16 protein-coding genes, 2 tRNA genes and 1 pseudogene are annotated in these 17,081 nt (G+C 46.2%); 14 read left to right on the forward strand and 5 right to left on the reverse strand.

The window, feature by feature from the left end; all coding sequences use genetic code 11:
• Nucleotides 1-16: 16 nt before the first annotated feature.
• Nucleotides 17-469 (reverse strand): acetyl-CoA carboxylase biotin carboxyl carrier protein, encoded by a 453-nt coding sequence (gene accB / locus LP107_RS06635; protein ID WP_078274789.1) that lies wholly within the window; start codon nucleotides 467-469, stop codon nucleotides 17-19.
• A 348-nt stretch (nucleotides 470-817) separates the two neighbouring features.
• Between accB and LP107_RS06640 the strand changes: the two genes are divergently transcribed.
• Nucleotides 818-2,089 carry an NRAMP family divalent metal transporter gene (locus LP107_RS06640; RefSeq protein ID WP_245952322.1) on the forward strand — a complete coding sequence of 424 codons (1,272 nt, stop codon included), beginning with the start codon at nucleotides 818-820 and terminating at the stop codon, nucleotides 2,087-2,089.
• 68 nt (nucleotides 2,090-2,157) lie between these two features.
• Here LP107_RS06640 and LP107_RS06645 read toward each other — a convergent pair whose 3' ends face one another.
• Together LP107_RS06645 and LP107_RS06655 are read right to left on the reverse strand one after the other, a co-directional pair.
• Nucleotides 2,158-3,738: an aminotransferase class I/II-fold pyridoxal phosphate-dependent enzyme gene (locus LP107_RS06645; RefSeq protein WP_078274787.1), complete on the reverse strand. Its 1,581-nt coding sequence runs from the start codon at nucleotides 3,736-3,738 to the stop codon at nucleotides 2,158-2,160.
• 87 nt (nucleotides 3,739-3,825) lie between these two features.
• Entirely contained in the window at nucleotides 3,826-4,050 is a 225-nt protein-coding gene (locus LP107_RS06655; RefSeq protein WP_147287371.1) for a hypothetical protein, read from the reverse strand.
• Between the two features lie 138 nt (nucleotides 4,051-4,188).
• On the opposite strand from LP107_RS06655, the gene msrB reads away from it, so the two are divergent.
• From msrB to LP107_RS06720, 13 genes and pseudogenes are all read left to right on the forward strand, one after another.
• A complete protein-coding gene (gene msrB / locus LP107_RS06660) occupies nucleotides 4,189-4,611 on the forward strand; it encodes a peptide-methionine (R)-S-oxide reductase MsrB (RefSeq protein WP_078274785.1) in 423 nt (140 codons plus the stop codon).
• Nucleotides 4,612-4,644: 33 nt separating this feature from the next.
• On the forward strand, nucleotides 4,645-5,124 hold the full coding sequence (locus LP107_RS06665) for a glutathione peroxidase (RefSeq protein ID WP_078274784.1): 480 nt from the start codon (nucleotides 4,645-4,647) through the stop codon (nucleotides 5,122-5,124).
• A 327-nt stretch (nucleotides 5,125-5,451) separates the two neighbouring features.
• Nucleotides 5,452-5,527: transfer RNA gene (locus tag LP107_RS06670), tRNA-Val, on the forward strand.
• 37 nt (nucleotides 5,528-5,564) lie between these two features.
• Nucleotides 5,565-5,641: transfer RNA gene (locus tag LP107_RS06675), tRNA-Asp, on the forward strand.
• 209 nt (nucleotides 5,642-5,850) lie between these two features.
• A complete protein-coding gene (locus LP107_RS06680) occupies nucleotides 5,851-6,948 on the forward strand; it encodes an AI-2E family transporter (protein WP_264676319.1) in 1,098 nt (365 codons plus the stop codon).
• A 139-nt stretch (nucleotides 6,949-7,087) separates the two neighbouring features.
• Nucleotides 7,088-8,582 (forward strand): annotated as a pseudogene (locus tag LP107_RS06685) (SulP family inorganic anion transporter).
• Between the two features lie 107 nt (nucleotides 8,583-8,689).
• On the forward strand, nucleotides 8,690-9,457 hold the full coding sequence (locus LP107_RS06690; RefSeq protein WP_078274783.1) for a DnaA ATPase domain-containing protein: 768 nt from the start codon (nucleotides 8,690-8,692) through the stop codon (nucleotides 9,455-9,457).
• 69 nt (nucleotides 9,458-9,526) lie between these two features.
• Nucleotides 9,527-10,156: a DUF2057 domain-containing protein gene (locus tag LP107_RS06695; protein WP_078274782.1), complete on the forward strand. Its 630-nt coding sequence runs from the start codon at nucleotides 9,527-9,529 to the stop codon at nucleotides 10,154-10,156.
• 252 nt (nucleotides 10,157-10,408) lie between these two features.
• Nucleotides 10,409-11,020 (forward strand): CDP-alcohol phosphatidyltransferase family protein, encoded by a 612-nt coding sequence (locus LP107_RS06700; protein WP_264676318.1) that lies wholly within the window; start codon nucleotides 10,409-10,411, stop codon nucleotides 11,018-11,020.
• A gap of 35 nt (nucleotides 11,021-11,055) precedes the next feature.
• Nucleotides 11,056-12,858 carry a bifunctional alpha/beta hydrolase/class I SAM-dependent methyltransferase gene (locus tag LP107_RS06705; protein ID WP_078274780.1) on the forward strand — a complete coding sequence of 601 codons (1,803 nt, stop codon included), beginning with the start codon at nucleotides 11,056-11,058 and terminating at the stop codon, nucleotides 12,856-12,858.
• Between the two features lie 83 nt (nucleotides 12,859-12,941).
• Nucleotides 12,942-13,097 (forward strand): hypothetical protein, encoded by a 156-nt coding sequence (locus tag LP107_RS06710; protein WP_158079686.1) that lies wholly within the window; start codon nucleotides 12,942-12,944, stop codon nucleotides 13,095-13,097.
• 16 nt (nucleotides 13,098-13,113) lie between these two features.
• Nucleotides 13,114-13,908 (forward strand): hypothetical protein, encoded by a 795-nt coding sequence (locus LP107_RS06715; protein WP_078274779.1) that lies wholly within the window; start codon nucleotides 13,114-13,116, stop codon nucleotides 13,906-13,908.
• A gap of 80 nt (nucleotides 13,909-13,988) precedes the next feature.
• Complete coding sequence (locus LP107_RS06720) at nucleotides 13,989-14,792, forward strand: SDR family NAD(P)-dependent oxidoreductase (RefSeq protein WP_078274778.1); 804 nt, start codon at nucleotides 13,989-13,991, stop codon at nucleotides 14,790-14,792.
• Here LP107_RS06720 and LP107_RS06725 read toward each other — a convergent pair.
• Together LP107_RS06725 and LP107_RS06730 are read right to left on the reverse strand one after the other, a co-directional pair.
• On the reverse strand, nucleotides 14,763-15,476 hold the full coding sequence (locus LP107_RS06725; RefSeq protein WP_264676317.1) for a phosphatidate cytidylyltransferase: 714 nt from the start codon (nucleotides 15,474-15,476) through the stop codon (nucleotides 14,763-14,765). The genes LP107_RS06720 and LP107_RS06725 overlap by 30 nt on opposite strands.
• Nucleotides 15,473-16,987: a phosphatase PAP2 family protein gene (locus LP107_RS06730; RefSeq protein ID WP_264676316.1), complete on the reverse strand. Its 1,515-nt coding sequence runs from the start codon at nucleotides 16,985-16,987 to the stop codon at nucleotides 15,473-15,475. Before LP107_RS06730 ends, LP107_RS06725 begins: the two co-directional genes overlap by 4 nt.
• Nucleotides 16,988-17,081 lie beyond the last annotated feature (94 nt).

Genomic DNA, 17,081 nt, shown 5'->3' on the forward strand with positions numbered 1-17,081 from the left:
GGACTGTCCTTATTGTCTATTTATTATTGATGACAAATAATGGTGCATCATATTCCACCATGTCGCCTTCTTCCACCAAAATCTCAGCCACCACACCATCGCTGTCCGCCTTGACCTCGTGCATGATTTTCATCACTTCTACAATACACAAGGTGTCGCCTGCTTTGATGGTGTCGCCTGCTTCCACAAAATTCGGGCTATCTGGGGCGGATTTGCGATAAAACGTCCCCAGCATGGGCGATGTGATGGTGTGCTTAGCACTTGGATTGTTGGGGGTTTGGGTGGCTCTGGTGGGGGCTGTGCTAACTGTTGGCACAGGAGCGGTTTGTCCAATGGGGGCAACTGGTGTATCGGATGGGTATTTGGTCAGTTTGATGGTTTGAGTGCCGTCTTGAATTTCTAGCGAGTGAATTTGAGCGGTCTCGGTCAGCTTGATAAGGCGAGCTAAGTTGTCAAAATCGATGTTCATTATTATCCCTAAAAATGTGTGGGTGGGACTGCGATTATAAAAAAATTTTGCAAATTTGTCTAGACATTTTGACAGATTCTACATATGTTTTGAATACAAGTATCTGATTTTACTTGATGTTTATTTGAAATTTTTGATTTGTGATAGATGTGCAAAATTTTTTCATTCTATTGCATTGATCCAACCATATTGGGAAAAATTTTATTGGAAGAAAGTTCTCAAACGCCATCATTATTATTCAACCTATCTTAAAAATCCTTCACTTTTTATTTTAAAAAAAGCATGTTATCTTATTTACCCATATTTTTCATCTCTGTTGATTTATAGATTTTTTATTTGAGAATAAACATGACAACAGCCGAACAAAGCATATCGCCACAAACCAATGCACAAACACAAAAACTCACTTGGAAAGCCTTCGGGCCTGGCATTTTAATGGCATCTGCCGCCATTGGCGGTTCGCACCTTGTATCATCCACCCAAGCTGGGGCGTTGTACGGTTGGCAACTTGCCATTATGATCGTGCTTGCCAACTTTTTTAAGTACCCTTTTTACCGCTTTGGCACAGAATACGCCTACAAAACAGGCGACAGTCTCGTGGCGGGTTACGCCAAAAAATCCAAAGCCTACCTTTGGGCGTTTTTTGGCTTATCTGTCGTCTCAGGCGTGATTACCACAGGGGCAGTCGCCCTGCTCTGTGCGACCATTTTGGGCTTTATTTTGCCTTTTGAGCTAAATCCACTTATCCTGTCCATCATTGTAATGACCGTCTCATGGGGGCTACTCATTGCAGGGCATTATAAGGTTTTGGACAATATCTCAAAGTGGATTATTCTGGCATTGACGGTTGCCACCATTTTGGCGGTCATCATCGCAGGTATGTCGCCAAAAGAAGTCGCTCCTGATTTTGTGTCGATGTCGCCTTGGAACTTGGCGTCTTTGGGCTTTATCATCGCTCTTATGGGTTGGATGCCTGCTCCACTTGAATTTTCGGTCATTACATCTGTGTGGACTGCCAAAAAAATCCGCACCGACCGCACAAGCCAGTTTCAAGGCGTGGTAGATTTTAACGTGGGCTATTTTACATCGGCGATTTTGGCATTATTTTTCTTGACGCTTGGCGTGTTTGTGCAATACGGCACAGGCGAAGAGATTGCCACCAAAGGCGGTGCTTACATCGGTCAGCTTGTACAAATGTATACAGAAACAATCGGTAGTTGGTCAAAAATTCTCGTGGCATTCATCGCTTTTTTGTGCATGTTTGGCACGGTCATCACGAGTGCAGACGGCTATGGGCGTACCAATGCCGAGAGTCTGTCGCTCATCAAAACAGGTACGACCGAGCTTACCGAAAAATACGTCATGCGTTGGACGACCGCTATGGTCATTGGTGGATTTATCTTGATTAATGTGTTTGCAGGACAAATGGCAAGCCTACTTAAATTTGCGATGATTAGCTCCTTTGTCTCCGCTCCGATTTTTGCCTACCTTAACTACTCGTTAGCAAAATCTGAAAACCTACTCACCCCAAAAATGAATATTTATGCCCTGCTTGGCATTGCTTTTTTGGCGGGATTTGCAGGATTGTTTTTATTGCAGTTTTTTGGGATTATTGGTTAAAACTTGCAAAAAAACACATCAAAAAAAGGGCGACATCAATCGTCCTTTGTTTTTGCAAATACCCTACCTTATTCCGTGCCAAACTCCTTACGCTTATTGGCAAAAAATCTATCCAATCTATCCATCGCATCTTCCAAATCTATCAAATTGGGCAAAAATACGACCCTAAAATGGTCGGGCTTATCCCAATTAAAGCCCGTGCCTTGCACCATCAGCACCTTTTCTTGGATAAGCAAATCCATCATAAAATTCATATCATTTTCAATGGGATAAACCTCTCTATCAATCTTAGCAAAGCAATAAAACGCCCCTTGCGGTTTGGTGCAGCTAATACCCTTAATAGCATTTAGGCGAGAGAACGCCATCTCACGCTGTTTGTACAGTCGTCCTGTCGGTGCGGTCAGCTCCTGCATGGACTGATAACCACCCATTGCCGTCTGTATGGCGTACTGAGCAGGCACGTTGGCACACAGTCGCATACTGGCGAGCATGGTCAAGCCTTCTATAAAGTCGCCAGCATGGTCTTTTTTGCCCGACAACATGATCCAGCCTGAGCGATAGCCTGCAATGCGGTGCGATTTTGACAAGCCATTAAAGGTCAAAACCAGCGTCTTATCGGTAATCGTACACATGGGCGTATGCACAGCATTATCATACAAAATACGGTCATAAATCTCGTCCGCCATGATAACCAAGCCGTATTTTACCGCCAAATCAGCAATCTGCTCTAAGATTTCCTTGCTATACAACGCCCCTGTGGGGTTGTTGGGATTGATGATGACAATGGCTTTGGTTTTGTCGGTGATTTTACTCTCAATATCCGCCAAATCAGGATGCCAGTTGTCTTCTTCCACACAGCGATAATGCACCGCCCTGCCCCCTGCTAGGTTGGCGGACGCTGTCCACAGCGGATAGTCAGGCATGGGAATAAGCACTTCATCGCCGTCATCAAGCAGACATTGCAAGGTCATGACGATAAGTTCCGACACGCCATTGCCGATATACACATCGTTGACATCGGTCGCTGACAGCAGTCCTTTGGCTTGATAATATTGCAAAATCGCCTTACGAGCCGAAAAAATCCCCTTAGAATCGGAGTATCCAGACGCATTTTGCAAGTTCATCGCCACGTCTTGCACAATCTCATCAGGGGGCAACAGTCCAAACGGTTCAGGATTGCCAATATTAAGCTTAATAATACGCTGACCTTCGGCTTCCATGCGGTTGGCGGTTTGCAAAAGTTCGCCACGAATGTCATAGCAGACGTTAGAAAGTTTGGCAGATTTTTTTAGGGCTTTCATGGGGGCTACCTTATAAGAATGGTTGTGTAAATTTGATAGATTATCTTGTAAATCAATCTCTTGACTGGCATTATTGACGGTTGGATTCGTCGACACATTACCTGTCAAAAGATAATTTTCGGTCGTGCCTAGCACTTGGGCGACTATGGGGAGCTTGCTACTTGTGATACCATTTTTGTCGCATTCCCAATTGGCAATCGCTCCACGACTGACGGACGCACCGTGGGCGTTTAGCTTATCGGCTAGGGCTTGGGCGGATAATCCTAAGGATTTTCTAAGCTGTTTTAGGCGTTCACCCTGCGTGGTGGGCGTATTTGGTAAGTGGGTATTGGTGGTTATGGCGGTCATTGCAAGTAAAAGTTGCAGTTATCATACGCCCAATTGGCTAATTTTGCAAGAAAATTTTTGGGTGGGGCGTATTGGGTGGTTTAAGCCTCACAATCCAGACAGTTCATAGTAGCGATTGGTGAGCAATAAAGCCGTACACAGCCCAGCCAGTATCGCTACCAACCATGAAAATCCCCAAAAGAAACTGGCAACCAACACATAAACAAACAATGAGATTAGGGTGATTGCCAGCACCAAATACATCTCTACTTTGGTTGTTTTTTGTTTAGAAATACTGGCGCTGATTGCAAATGCCACCATTAGACTTACCATGCAAGACCATATCATTATTCACCCCAAATATCATCAGTCATGCTCTTATGATACTTGTTGCCGTTACAAAAAGCAATTTGTTCTACGGTCTTTTTATGATACACTTACCATTATTTGCAAGTATTTTGGAAGAAAATCATGTCATCATCTCACGCACTCACCGCCAACGACATCGCCCACATGAGCGAACACGACTGGCAAAACCGCCTAAGCCCCGATGAATACTACGTCCTACGCCAAAAGGGAACAGAGCGTCCTTTTACGGGCATTTATACGGACGTATTCGAGGCAGGCGTGTATCATTGCAAGGGCTGTCACGCCAGGCTGTTTGACAGTAGTAGCAAATTTCACTCAGGCTGTGGCTGGCCAAGTTTTGACAAGACAATCAACGACACCGCCCTGACCGAAACGCTGGATTTATCGCATGGCATGAGACGCATTGAAGTGACTTGCACCAACTGTGGCGGGCATTTGGGGCACGTTTTCCCAGATGGACCAAGGGAGACCACAGGCATGAGATATTGCATTAACTCGGCGTCCATTCATCTTGAAAATGAATAATTTTTGATAATTATCAATAATTTAGGATAAATCATGACAACCATCTATACCTTTACCGCCACCGACATTCGTGGCAATGTCGTTAATTTTGCCGATTTTAACGGTAAAGTGCTACTGATTGTCAATACCGCAAGCAAATGCGGATTTACACCACAGCTTGCAGGCTTGCAAGAATTACACACAAAATACCACGACAAAGGCTTGGTTGTCATCGGTTTTCCTTGCAATCAGTTTGGCGGACAAGAGCCTAATGACGAAAATGGCATCGCTAATTTTTGCCAAGTCAATTATGGCGTGGACTTTTTGATGATGAGCAAGGTTGATGTCAATGGCGACAACGCTCACCCGATTTTTGAGTTTTTAAAACGTGAGCAAGGCGGAATTTTGATTGATGCAATCAAGTGGAACTTCACCAAATTTTTGGTCGGTCGTCATGGCAAGGTGCTAGACCGCTACGCCCCCACCACCAAGCCTGAGAGTTTGGAAGATGACATCATCAAGGCATTGGCTTAACAAGCAAATTTTATAGATTTTAATTTAATAAAAATCAAATACTTATAAAAAAATTTTAAAATTTTTTGCAAAAACTATTTGACACCCACCAAAAAATCTATATAATACGCACCACAACGAACGACATACATAACAAATAAACATGGTTTGAATTGTTGGTTGTAGTCTAAAAAGTATGCTGAACTAGGTTTTCCATTCGCCCTGAGCCTGTCCAAGGGTAGGAAAACCGTTATGGTTCGACAAGCTCACCACGAACGGTTTTCCTTGTAGCATACTTTCTGAACCAAGACCAAATTGTTTATTAAAACAGTTAAGTAAGTCAAGTTCGGGCGGTTAGCTCAGTTGGTAGAGCGTCTGCCTTACAAGCAGAGGGTCAGCGGTTCGAATCCGTTACCGCCCACCATTTAAATCTTTTATGGTAAAAAAGATTAGCGACCTTAGCAGCGGTAGTTCAGTTGGTTAGAATACCGGCCTGTCACGCCGGGGGTCGCGGGTTCGAGTCCCGTCCGCTGCGCCATTTTTAACTGGTTTTTCCAGTTTATCCCCTAAGTCTCCCCTGACTTAGGGATTTTTTGTATTTGTCAATTATTTACCTATAAATTTTTAAAAATATTTTAAAAAACTCATTTTATTATTTTTACAAAATTTATCATAAATAACTTACTCTTTTGGCAAAAATAGCATAAAATAGGCGGATATTTGTCCACTTTTTTGTGCTATTTTATCATGCGACATCGTACCCTTGACCCCTTTTTTCGCCGAATACTGATTGTGCTGTTTTGGGTGGTTTTTCTGTATGCCCTATATCTCATGCGTGCGGTGATTTTGCCTTTTGTGGCGGCGTTTATTTTGGCATACATGCTAAACCCTTTGGTAACACGATTGGCTCGCTACATGAATCGCATGCTTGCCATTGTGGTGGTGTATTTTGCCAGCATTCTACTGACGGGGGCGTTGGTTGTGTGGTTTGTGCCCGTATTGTGGCAACAAATTACTTTGGCGTGGGAGTCGCTACCCTTGCTTGTAGAGTGGTATAACACCACAGCAAGAACATGGATAAGTCAGCACATGGGCGGACGTCCCATGCCCCTTGAAGTTGATGTCATCTCAAATGCACTTATTGAGTACGCCCAGAAAAATTATCAGGTGGCGGATGCTCAGTCGCTCATCAAGCAGGTGCTAAACTCGGGCATGATGGTGGCAAATAATGTTGGCATGGCAGTAATGGTGCCGATATTGACGTTTTATTTTCTCATCGGCTGGCAAAAACGTCTAAATACATGGCTGCATGCCATGCCTAAACCGCATCAGAAAAAAGCCCTAGAAATCGCCAAAGACTGCGATACCACGCTCATGAACTTTATCAAGGGCCAGCTTAGTGTCATGTTACTGCTTGGGGCGATTTATGCCATACAACTACAACTCATCGGACTAAAATTCGGACTGCTCATCGGTATCGGAGCAGGCGTGGCAAGTTTTGTGCCGTATTTGGGTTTTGGTGTAGGAATTATTGTAGCGATTGTCGTGGGGCTGTTCCAATTTGGTTTTGACCCCATTTATATCGGTCTTATCATTGGGGCGTTTATGGTCGGTCAAGCGATGGAAGGCTATGTATTACAGCCCCTACTGCTTGGCGATAAAATTGGATTGTCGCCATTATGGGTGATTTTCTCGGTATTGGCAGGAGCGTCATTGTTTGGTTTTGTTGGTATGCTCATCGCCCTGCCCGTCTCAGCGATTTTAAATGTTCTGTTTCATCATGCGTACTGTGCTTATCTGGAGAGTGATTGGTATAAAGGGCAAAAACAGCTGACGTTGTGGTAAGTTTTTAAACCACTATCGATTTTTAAAAAATAAATAATGGCAGGGTTTGTCTTTGCCATTATTTTTTTGGGCGGTTATTTGGGTTTGGGTGGCAGATACGCTATAATAGGCGATTTTTGACACTGTACTGACTTAACTGATGAATATTTTTAACCACTTTACCAAAGACCAATGGTTCTCAAACGTCCGTGGCGATGTGCTGTCAGGGCTTGTGGTTGCCCTTGCTCTCATTCCAGAGCAATTGCCTTTTCCATCATTGCAGGGGTTGACCCAAAAATGGGGCTGTATGCGTCCTTTTGCATTGCGGTGGTGATTAGCTTTTTTGGTGGTCGTCCTGCCATGATTTCGGCAGCCACAGGAGCGATGGCACTTGTCTTGGCAAGTCTTGTCAAAAATCATGGGCTAGAATATATGCTCGCCGCCACGCTACTGACAGGCGTGATACAAATCATCTTTGGCTTTTTAAAAGTCGGGTATCTTATGAAATTTGTCGCCCGTGCGGTGGTCGTGGGCTTTGTCAATGCGTTGGCGATACTGATTTTTATGGCACAACTGCCTGAGATTTTGGGGCGTGGCATGACAACTTATGCTTTGATTGCACTCGGGCTTAGGATTATTTATGCTTCTCCTTATGTTCCCAAACTTGGCAAAATCCTGCCATCGCCCCTTGTTACCATTGTCGCCTTAACCGTCATCAGCGTGATGATGGGACTTGATGTGCGGACGGTGGGCGACATGGGCGAGTTGCCCGATACGTTGCCTATGTTTTTGTTGCCTGACATTCCCTTGAATTTGCATACGCTGTGGATTATTTTGCCTTATGCACTTAGCCTATCGGCGGTGGGTCTGCTCGAATCCTTGATGACGGCAACCATCGTGGACGAGATGACCGACACCACAAGCGACAAAAACCAAGAATGCAAAGGGCAAGGGGTCGCCAACATCGTAGCAGGATTGTTTGGGGGCATGGCAGGCTGTGCGATGATTGGGCAATCGGTTATCAACGTCAAATCAGGCGGTCGCACACGGCTATCCACGTTGTTGGCGGGTGTGATTTTACTCATCATGGTCGTATTTTTGAGCGATGTATTAAGTGTCATTCCCATGCCAGCACTGGTGGCAGTGATGATTATGGTGTCCATCGGCACGTTTAATTGGCAGTCGGTCAAAGAGCTAAAAACGCACCCCTTGGGCTTTAATATCGTTATGATTGCCACGGTCGCCATCGTGCTATATACCCACAACTTAGCCCTTGGGGTGGGAGCAGGCGTGCTACTTGCGTCTTTGTTTTTTGCCAACAAAATCGGTCGCCTTATGTCGGTACAATCCTTACCCGCGCCAGATGAGACCACGCTTGCCTATGGCGTGGTGGGGCGGGTATTTTTGCCAGTGCTGACCGATTTGTCGCTCAGTTTGATTTTGATAAGCCTGCTGAGGCGGTGAGCATTGATTTGACTTATGCTCATTTTTGGGACGTAACAGCCGTATCCGCCCTTGACAAAATCGTCATGAAATACCGCAAAAAAGGCGTATCGGTAGAAGTTTTTGGGCTAAATGAAGCGAGCAAAACCTTGGTGGGTAAATTTGGCGTACATGACAAACATGATGGCAAGGATATTATTTTTGAGCATTAGGGCGATATGACTTGCAAAACCGTCAAAAATTTGATATATATAGCACATTTTTAAATCAGTTGAAAACCACTGAGCGATTCTAGCAAACTTTGGGATACCAAGCTTACATGACCGACCTTTTTCAGTCCGCCCTAGACCTTGACGTACAAGAGGAATCTCGGCTTTCGGATTTTACGTCCGTGGGATATCAAGCAGTCATCATCGCCACCCAAAAGCTCTGCCAAGGCGAGTTGCCTGAAATCTTTATTTATGGTAAAAAAGGCTCTGGCAAATCCCATCTCGCTCTCGCCATTTATAACGAATACACCAAAACAGGCAAAACCGCCATCAGTCTATCGCTTGACAAGATGATAGAGAGCGAGGGCGATGACGCGTCCGCCCTACAAGGCTTACAGCTGTTCGACCTTGTGATACTAGATGATGTCGAGGCAGTAGCACGCAGTCATGAATGGCAAGAGGGGCTGTTTCATCTGATTAATGAAGTCAGACGTGAACAAAAACAGCTTGTGTTCCTAGCTAACGACCCTGCCCGTGAGCTGGACATTAACTTGCTCGACCTGCTCACACGGCTGTCGCTTGCCCCTGCCTTTAAACTGCCCGATGGCGATAACCCTGCCGACCGTGAGGCAATGTTAAAGTCCATTCTAAGACGTAAAAACTGGCGACTGCCCCCTGTTATTTTTGAATATCTGGTCAGCGATGGTCCTTATAATGCCACAGACATGATGAGTGTGCTAGACAGTATCTCGCCCCTGCTCACACGATTGGCACGCACGCCCGTGAGCAAAAAAACCTTAGAAGACACCAAAAAAATCATCGATAAAGAAACTCTACTTTTGGAGCTGGGCGACTACATCGATGACATGGATGGCTGATTTTGTTTTACCGATTTTAAATAATTAGCATTTTCTCACTTTCTGCAACCCCACCCAATAGGAAATACCATGAAAAAATTAAGCCTACTGCTCGCTCTCGCACTTGCCACCCCTGCTTTTGCTGAGGTACGCCTGAACGTGGATGAGCATATTAAAGTAACCGCCATCAACGGGCAAGAGATTAAACACGGAGCCTTGCAACCACTCAAACGTGAGCTTACCCTTGACGCTGGTCGCCATGTCATTACTGCTCGCTATGACCGCTTATTTGACTTGCCTCGTGGCGAGCATGATTACCTAAAATCAGGTAACGTTACCATCACCGCCGACCTAGCGGACAACCAAACTTATCAGCTGGTCATGCCAAATCAGCCAAGCAACTACCGTGACGCCAAAGAATACGCCAAAGCCCCTACCCTTGCCATCAGCCAAAATGGCAAAGTATTGGCTTCTGAGCAGACCGTAGAGAGTCGCACGGGCATTTTATCAACACTGGGCGACAGCATTGGCGGACTGTTCGGTCGTGACGATGCTACCCGAGCCAACCAAAAAGCCATCGCCGCCCTTAACCAAACCCCCACGCAGCCCACCGCTCCAACCATGGTCGCCCCCAAGGACAACCTAGACGGCTTTATGCAACTGTGGCTCAACGCTACCCCCGAAGAACGTGAAAAAATCCGTCAATGGGTTGAAAAATGATTTAAGCATTTTTAAAAAGCTGTCTTTGGACGGCTTTTTTGTTGGCTATAAACTGCATACGCCAAGGAGATGATTTTGAAATTAAGCAAAAAACAATTCTCCATGGTTAAAAATATAATGATTCATTTGACGTGTAGTTTTCTTTTTAAAATAAAATTTAAAAAATAGATTATGTTAAATAAAATAATTTCCACAACGCTCTAAAAGTTTGTTAAAATACAAAACACTGTTATATTATGATGTAGCCATATCATGTCTGTTTATCAATTAAAAACTGCGTTTCAAAACAAACTTCGCCCCATCAGTAACACGCTGATCAAACAAGGCTTCACCGCCAATCAAATCACCCTATCGACGGTGATATTAAGCCTTATCACGGCTCATCTGATTGCCCGTCACGCAAAACACCATAAGGCTTACTGGTATCTACTACCCACAGGGCTGTTTGTCCGCATGGCAATGAATGCCATCGATGGCATGATGGCAAAAGAACACGGACAAGCCAGTACGCTCGGGGCATGGCTCAATGAAAGTGGCGATATGGTCTCAGACACCGCACTCTTTTTGGGGCTATTGCCACACACCAATCACCCTGCCCATCTTGTCTTCATCACCGCCCTATCGCTAGCAACAGAGCTAACCGCCATCATGGCAACCCTGCTCACGGGCGAGCGTGCCAATCATGGACCCTTGGGAAAAAGCGACCGTGCCTTGGCACTGGGGATATTTGGACTGATAAAGGGGCTGGATAAAGAGCTAAGCTATGAACGCCTAATTCTTGTCATCGCCCAGTTGTTACTTATCAAAACCATCATCAATCGTGGGCAAGCCATCATCTGCCATCGCTCCACAAATCAACAGTAGTTTTGCAAGACCGACAAAGTTAATAAGGATTTATCATGCAACCCATCAGCACAGCAAATATTCATGAATATCACAGCACGTTTAATAGCTACGACGGCACGGCCATGTTCTATCGATACTGGCTCACCGACAAGTCAGAGCATGTCTATGACCATGATGGCGACCGTGATGACCTAAAAATCATCGTCATGCTCCATCGTGGGCATGAACATTCACAAAGGCTGACCGACATAGCTCATGCCTTCGTCAAACAAGGCTATCAAGTCTTTGCATGGGACGCACGGGGCAACGGACGTTCAGGCGGTGAGCGAGACCATGCCGAGAGCTTTGGGCAATTGGTGCGTGATTTAGATGAATTTTTAAAAGTCATTAAAGCCCAAACGCACGCCAATGATGAGCAGATTGTACTCATCGCCAGTAGTTTGGGAGCGGTCATTGCCAGTGCCTATGTACATGACTACGCCCCCAACATTCGTGGCATGATACTCGGCACGCCTGCCCTTGCCATTCGTCTGTATGTCCCCTTTGCCCTGCCAGCACTCAAAGTCGCCAAAAAACTCGGAGTCATGTCTCGTGTGTCAAGCTATGTCAAAGCCCAAGTGCTCACACACGACAAAGAAGCCCAAAGCCAATACCACGCTGACAAACTCATCTCATCAAGTATCTCTCGCGACCTGCTCATCGACTCCCTACAAACAGGAGTACGCCTGCTCGATGACGCAGGTGCCATTACCATACCAACCATGATACTGTGTGCAGGTCAGGATTATGTCGTGGACAAAGAAGCGATACGCACCTTTTATGACCGCATTCGTTCGCCCATTAAGCGTTGGGCGTATTATCCCAAAAGTTTTCACGCCATTTTTCATGAAGTCAATAAACAAGACGTCTTTGCCGACTGTTTGGCGTTTACCGATGAGCTTTTTGCCAGCCCGCCCCAAACTGTGGACTTGACATCTGCCCACAACCCAACCACACACGCCCAAAGTTTTAGTAAAGACAAAGTCGATACACTCATGGCAAAAGGCTTTAACCCCAGTTTTGCCATGACTAAATTTATGATAGAACGCTTTGGACATGTCAGTGACGGAGTATCAGCGGGGGTAACACACGGCTTTGATTCGGGCGTGTCGCTAGATAAGGTTTATCAAAATGAACCACGTGGTAAGTTCGGTGTGGGCAAGCTCATTGATAATTTTTATTTAAATAACATCGGTTGGCGTGGCATTCGCATTCGCAAAGCTCATCTGTTAGAATTGGCAGAGATTGCCATTGACAAACACCTTAACGCACACCCTGACAAACAGCCCATCAAACTGTTGGACGTCGCCAGTGGTAATGGTTATTATGCGTTTGAACTTCTGCATAAATATCCCGCACTGACCGCCACGCTACGAGATTATGATTCACACAATGTCAGCGTCATGAAGGATAAAGCTGTCAAACAAGGTCTGTCACCACGAGCGACCATCAGCCAGCAAGACGCTTTTTGTGCTGACAGCTATCACTCATCTGATAACGACATCGCCATCGTCTCAGGGCTGTTTGAGTTGTTCTCGGATAACACCCTTATCCAAACCGCTCTAAGTGGTATGCACCGAGAATTATCAGACGGCGGTTATCTGCTATACACCAATCAGCCGTGGCACCCCGAACAAGAATTCATCGGCAAAACCCTAAACAGCCATCAAGGCACAGATTGGGTCATGCGATGTCGCTCACAAGCCGAAATCGACCAATTGGTTGCACAGGCAGGCTTTAAAAGGATTGATATGCGAATTGATGAGTTTGGCATTTTTAGCGTGTCTTTGGCGGTCAAACTTCCTACCCAACCATGACCACAAACACACCGCCCCTTACAAAACTCCCTTATCGCCGAGCCCTACTCATGGCAGGCGGGGGGTGACGCTTTGGTTATTATTTGGGGATTTATCAGGCGTTGTGCGATACAGGCAGGCGACCTGATTTGGTGATTGGTAACTGTGGCGGAGCAATGGCAACCGCCCTGTTATTAGAAGCCCTATCCGATTCGTCAGAGACAAGTCGGCAGTCGCTTATCGCTGTGATGAACAGATAGTTATGGGCAGTATCTCATGCCTGCCCTAAAACGTTGGTGTGGTTATCAACTCTCTCATCTACTTAACCGTCCTATCCGCCACACTCATCTGACGGACAAACTCATCGGCAACCTCACCCATCACGCCATCGGTCATGTGGACGGCGAAACGCACACGCCCTGTTGGCGTTTTGATGAACCCACCTCCAAGCCGTCCGCCACACACGTTCTGATTCTCGCCAGTCAACTGAATCGTATTCACGCCCATCATCAATGGCAAGGGCTACTGTGGACGTCAAACCCCCTGCTTTGGCAAGCCCTTGAAGAGCTAACCCCGACCAACATCATGGCACGCTACTCACCGCTCATTTGTGCCGATTATCATTCGACCAATCTGCCCTTGTCCGTCATGGTGCGTGCGTCCATCACGGACATGTATTATTTACCACCCCTATGTCATGATGACCGCTGTCTTATGGGCGGAGTCATGGATTTGACACCCATTGAACTTGCCTGTCAGCTTGCCGATGTGGTGTATGCTGAACCAAAATCCCCCTTTGACCGTGTGCTTGCCGAACCTGCCATTCATCACGTCTTTGGCTTCTCGCCCAATGCTCGCCTGCAAGATGTGCATGATTATATGGCAAATAACCCCCAAATACGCCATTTAGATACCAAAGATTATCGCCGTGTCCGCCCTTTATTTGACAAAAAACCCAATCTTCGACAAGGGCGTATTTTGGCATATCATCATGATTTTGATACTTTTGTCCAAATCACTGCTGAGCAGTTTGCCTATGGCTATGATGTAGGACTGTGTTGTGATGAGTGAATTGGGCAATTATTTTAAGAGAAAGTTAAAATTTTACTCTATAAATCAATTACTTATATTAAATCAAAAGGCATAAATAAATGAACACCCCCCAAACCATCATCATCTTTGGCGATACGAGCGGTATCGGTCTTGCCCTTGCCAAATGGCACGCCCATCAAGGCAATCTGGTTACGGTCATTGGTAGCAATCCCCACAAAGTACAAGCCATCTTAGAGCTTGACAACATCACCGCCATCTGCTGTGATGTCCGCTGTCGTACTCAGCGGGATGAACTCTTGAAACGGCTAGATACGCCTTTTTCTCAGCTGATTTATAGCATTGGTAAATATTATCCCGAACGCAAACAAGCCCTTAGTGCCGATGAAAGCCATGATATGCTCATGCTAAATTTGCAAGCCTTTCAAGCGGTGTTTGCTTGGGCAAGTGAGCGTCTTATTCACAAAAAACAAGTTCAAGAAAAACAAACCATTCATCACATCACGCTCGCCACGCCCACAAGTTTGGTCGCCATCTCATCTGTGGCAGGGCTATTTGACTTTCAAGGGGCAAGCCTATACGCTCACTGCAAGCGTGCGATGATACAAGACACGCTCGCCTATCGCATGGCACTTGCTCCATTTGGCATACAAGTCATCGCCATCGCTTGTGGCTATGTTGACACAGCGACATTAAGGCAGTTGCATGGCGGACGAGCCGACAAGCCATTTTTAATCAGCGAACAAGAAGCCGTCCATCAAATCATTTACGCCATACATAACGACATCGCCCTACACGTCTTTCCCAAACCCATGAAAGCCATTGCCAAGCTCCTGACCGCCCTGCCTCGTCCCTTACTTGCCAAAGTCATGCAATTACAGTACCACCATCAAGACCGCAAATAGTGGCACGCTCACAAGCAGGCTATCCATTCTGTCCAAAAGTCCGCCATGCCCTGCAAGCCACACCCCCATGTCCTTGACCTGATGACGGCGTTTGACACTAGATTCTAACAAATCGCCAACAATACCGCACGCCCCAAGCGACACCGCCAATAGTACCAACTGACCCATGCCAAAATCAGTCAAAACTCGCCCCACGGGTAGGCTTAGTACCATCATCAACAGCACGCCAAACACCGCTCCTTCAATGGTCTTATTGGGGCTAAGGTTGGGGGCAAGTTTGCTAGCAAACAGGCGATGACCAAAGGCTCGCCCCATGAGATATTGGCACACATCACAAACCTGCACCGCAAATAGGACAAACAACAGCACGGATAAAGGCTTGACGGTCAAGGCAAGCCACACCCACGCCAGCCCAAACAGTCCGATATAACCCACAAATAGTCCATCACGCCATGTCCACACCTTAATCACTCGCCACAGCTCCCACAGGGCAATAGCACTCATCAGCATGCCCAATGTCGCCACGCCATACCGCCCAAGTATAAAGGCAAGCCACAGCACTGCCAACAGCCAAAACCATGACCGCACTGTTTGATAAACCTCCTGATATTTGCCCAAGCATTTGATAAACAACATGATAAGCAAGACAACCGCCATCAAGAGTAATAATAAATATTCACTCATGCCAATAACCCCCGCGCACGGTGCTTGCCATAGGACGACAGCACAGAATCCATCATCTCTTTATCCTGCACGGACAGCCGATGTGGACAAATACTCTGTTGCAAGGCAAGCAGGCATATCATCACCGCCACACTCCTAGATTGTCCCATCGCACATTGGCAGATAATGAGTGTGTTAGGCTCGTCTGCTTGCTTGATATCATCATATAACGCCTTGACATTGTTCATAATGGTGTCATCAAAATACTGCAAATCCATCACGCCAAGATTAACATACTGCCACTTTGTCACTGTTCTCTTATCCGCCAGTAGCCTAGCATGGGCAAAATCAGATGCCATCTCCGCACAGACATCTACCCACAGTATCTGCCGATATCGCCCAGCGTATTGGCTTAACTCATCTAGCACATCATCAGACAGATGACCGATTGCCATAATGGTAAACGCTTGGGTGTGAATCGCTCGCCTGCCAATGTCATGACACACAAAATGACACGCCCACGCCAGTCGCCACATGAGCTTATAAATGATGATAATGGGTAAACCCAATCCGTACGCACTGGAACGAAATGCACCAACATGATGTTTATCCGTCTGTTTGGCTAATAGACTGGTTATCCATGACGGCTTGGCATAGAGCCACGCCACCGAGAACAGACCCAAACAGCCATACATGCCCATAATTTTTGCCATCATTGCCCACGCCGTACCTTGATAACCCACCAAGACAGGCACGACCGCCCACCCCAAAAACCACAGCACCCCAAGCGTGATAAACTTCATCATCGCTCGCCCCGTGATGTGTGGTAAGGCATGAAGCCATCGCTCCGCCACCAATACCACCACCGCAAGCCCAAGCCCTGCGACCACGTCCGCCACGTGATGTTGCCACGTAAAAAGCGTTGCTCCTGCTATCGCTACACAGATAAGACTTAGCCCTGCACGATACAGACCACGCCACCGCCCTTGCACCACATGCCATAAATTCACCCCAAACAGCAGTGCATAGCAGGCGTGCAAGGATGGCAGTTGATTATAAGGCTTATCCACGAGCGACAACAGCTCATACGCCCACCGCCACTGCTCCGACATGACAGGTCTATCATAGGCAAACACCAAAGGATAAACATAAAAGCACAGGCACGCCACCAACGTCCCAAGCACCAAACGGTGCAACAGCCGAGACAGCATGGCAGACGACACCACATAAAAACTCAGCACAAACAACACAAAGGATAAACCATAAGGCACTATCGCCCACGCCACAAATGGCACGACATCATAGCGACTTGCCACCGACCCCACCGCTGTTGGCGTGTGCGACATCAAAGCGTGCGTATAGTCATTGGTTAGGGGATATGCTAGCCCAAATAGCACCAATGCCTTGACAAGTGCCATCGTTCGCTGTTTTAGGTCATCATTCATGATTGCCAATGTGTACAAATAAACTGCATTAAATGCCAAATTCATCCCAAAGTCAAGTAAAAATAGTCCAAGTAAAAACAAATCCATACCCATTTATACACCTATTTTTACCTTATTTTAAAAAATCCGACTGGTTGGTTTTTTATAATTTTTATAAAATTTATCAAAAATTTGATAATCG

This window comes from Moraxella bovis, assembly GCF_025985205.1.
GTDB classification, from domain to species: Bacteria; Pseudomonadota; Gammaproteobacteria; order Pseudomonadales; family Moraxellaceae; genus Moraxella; species Moraxella bovis.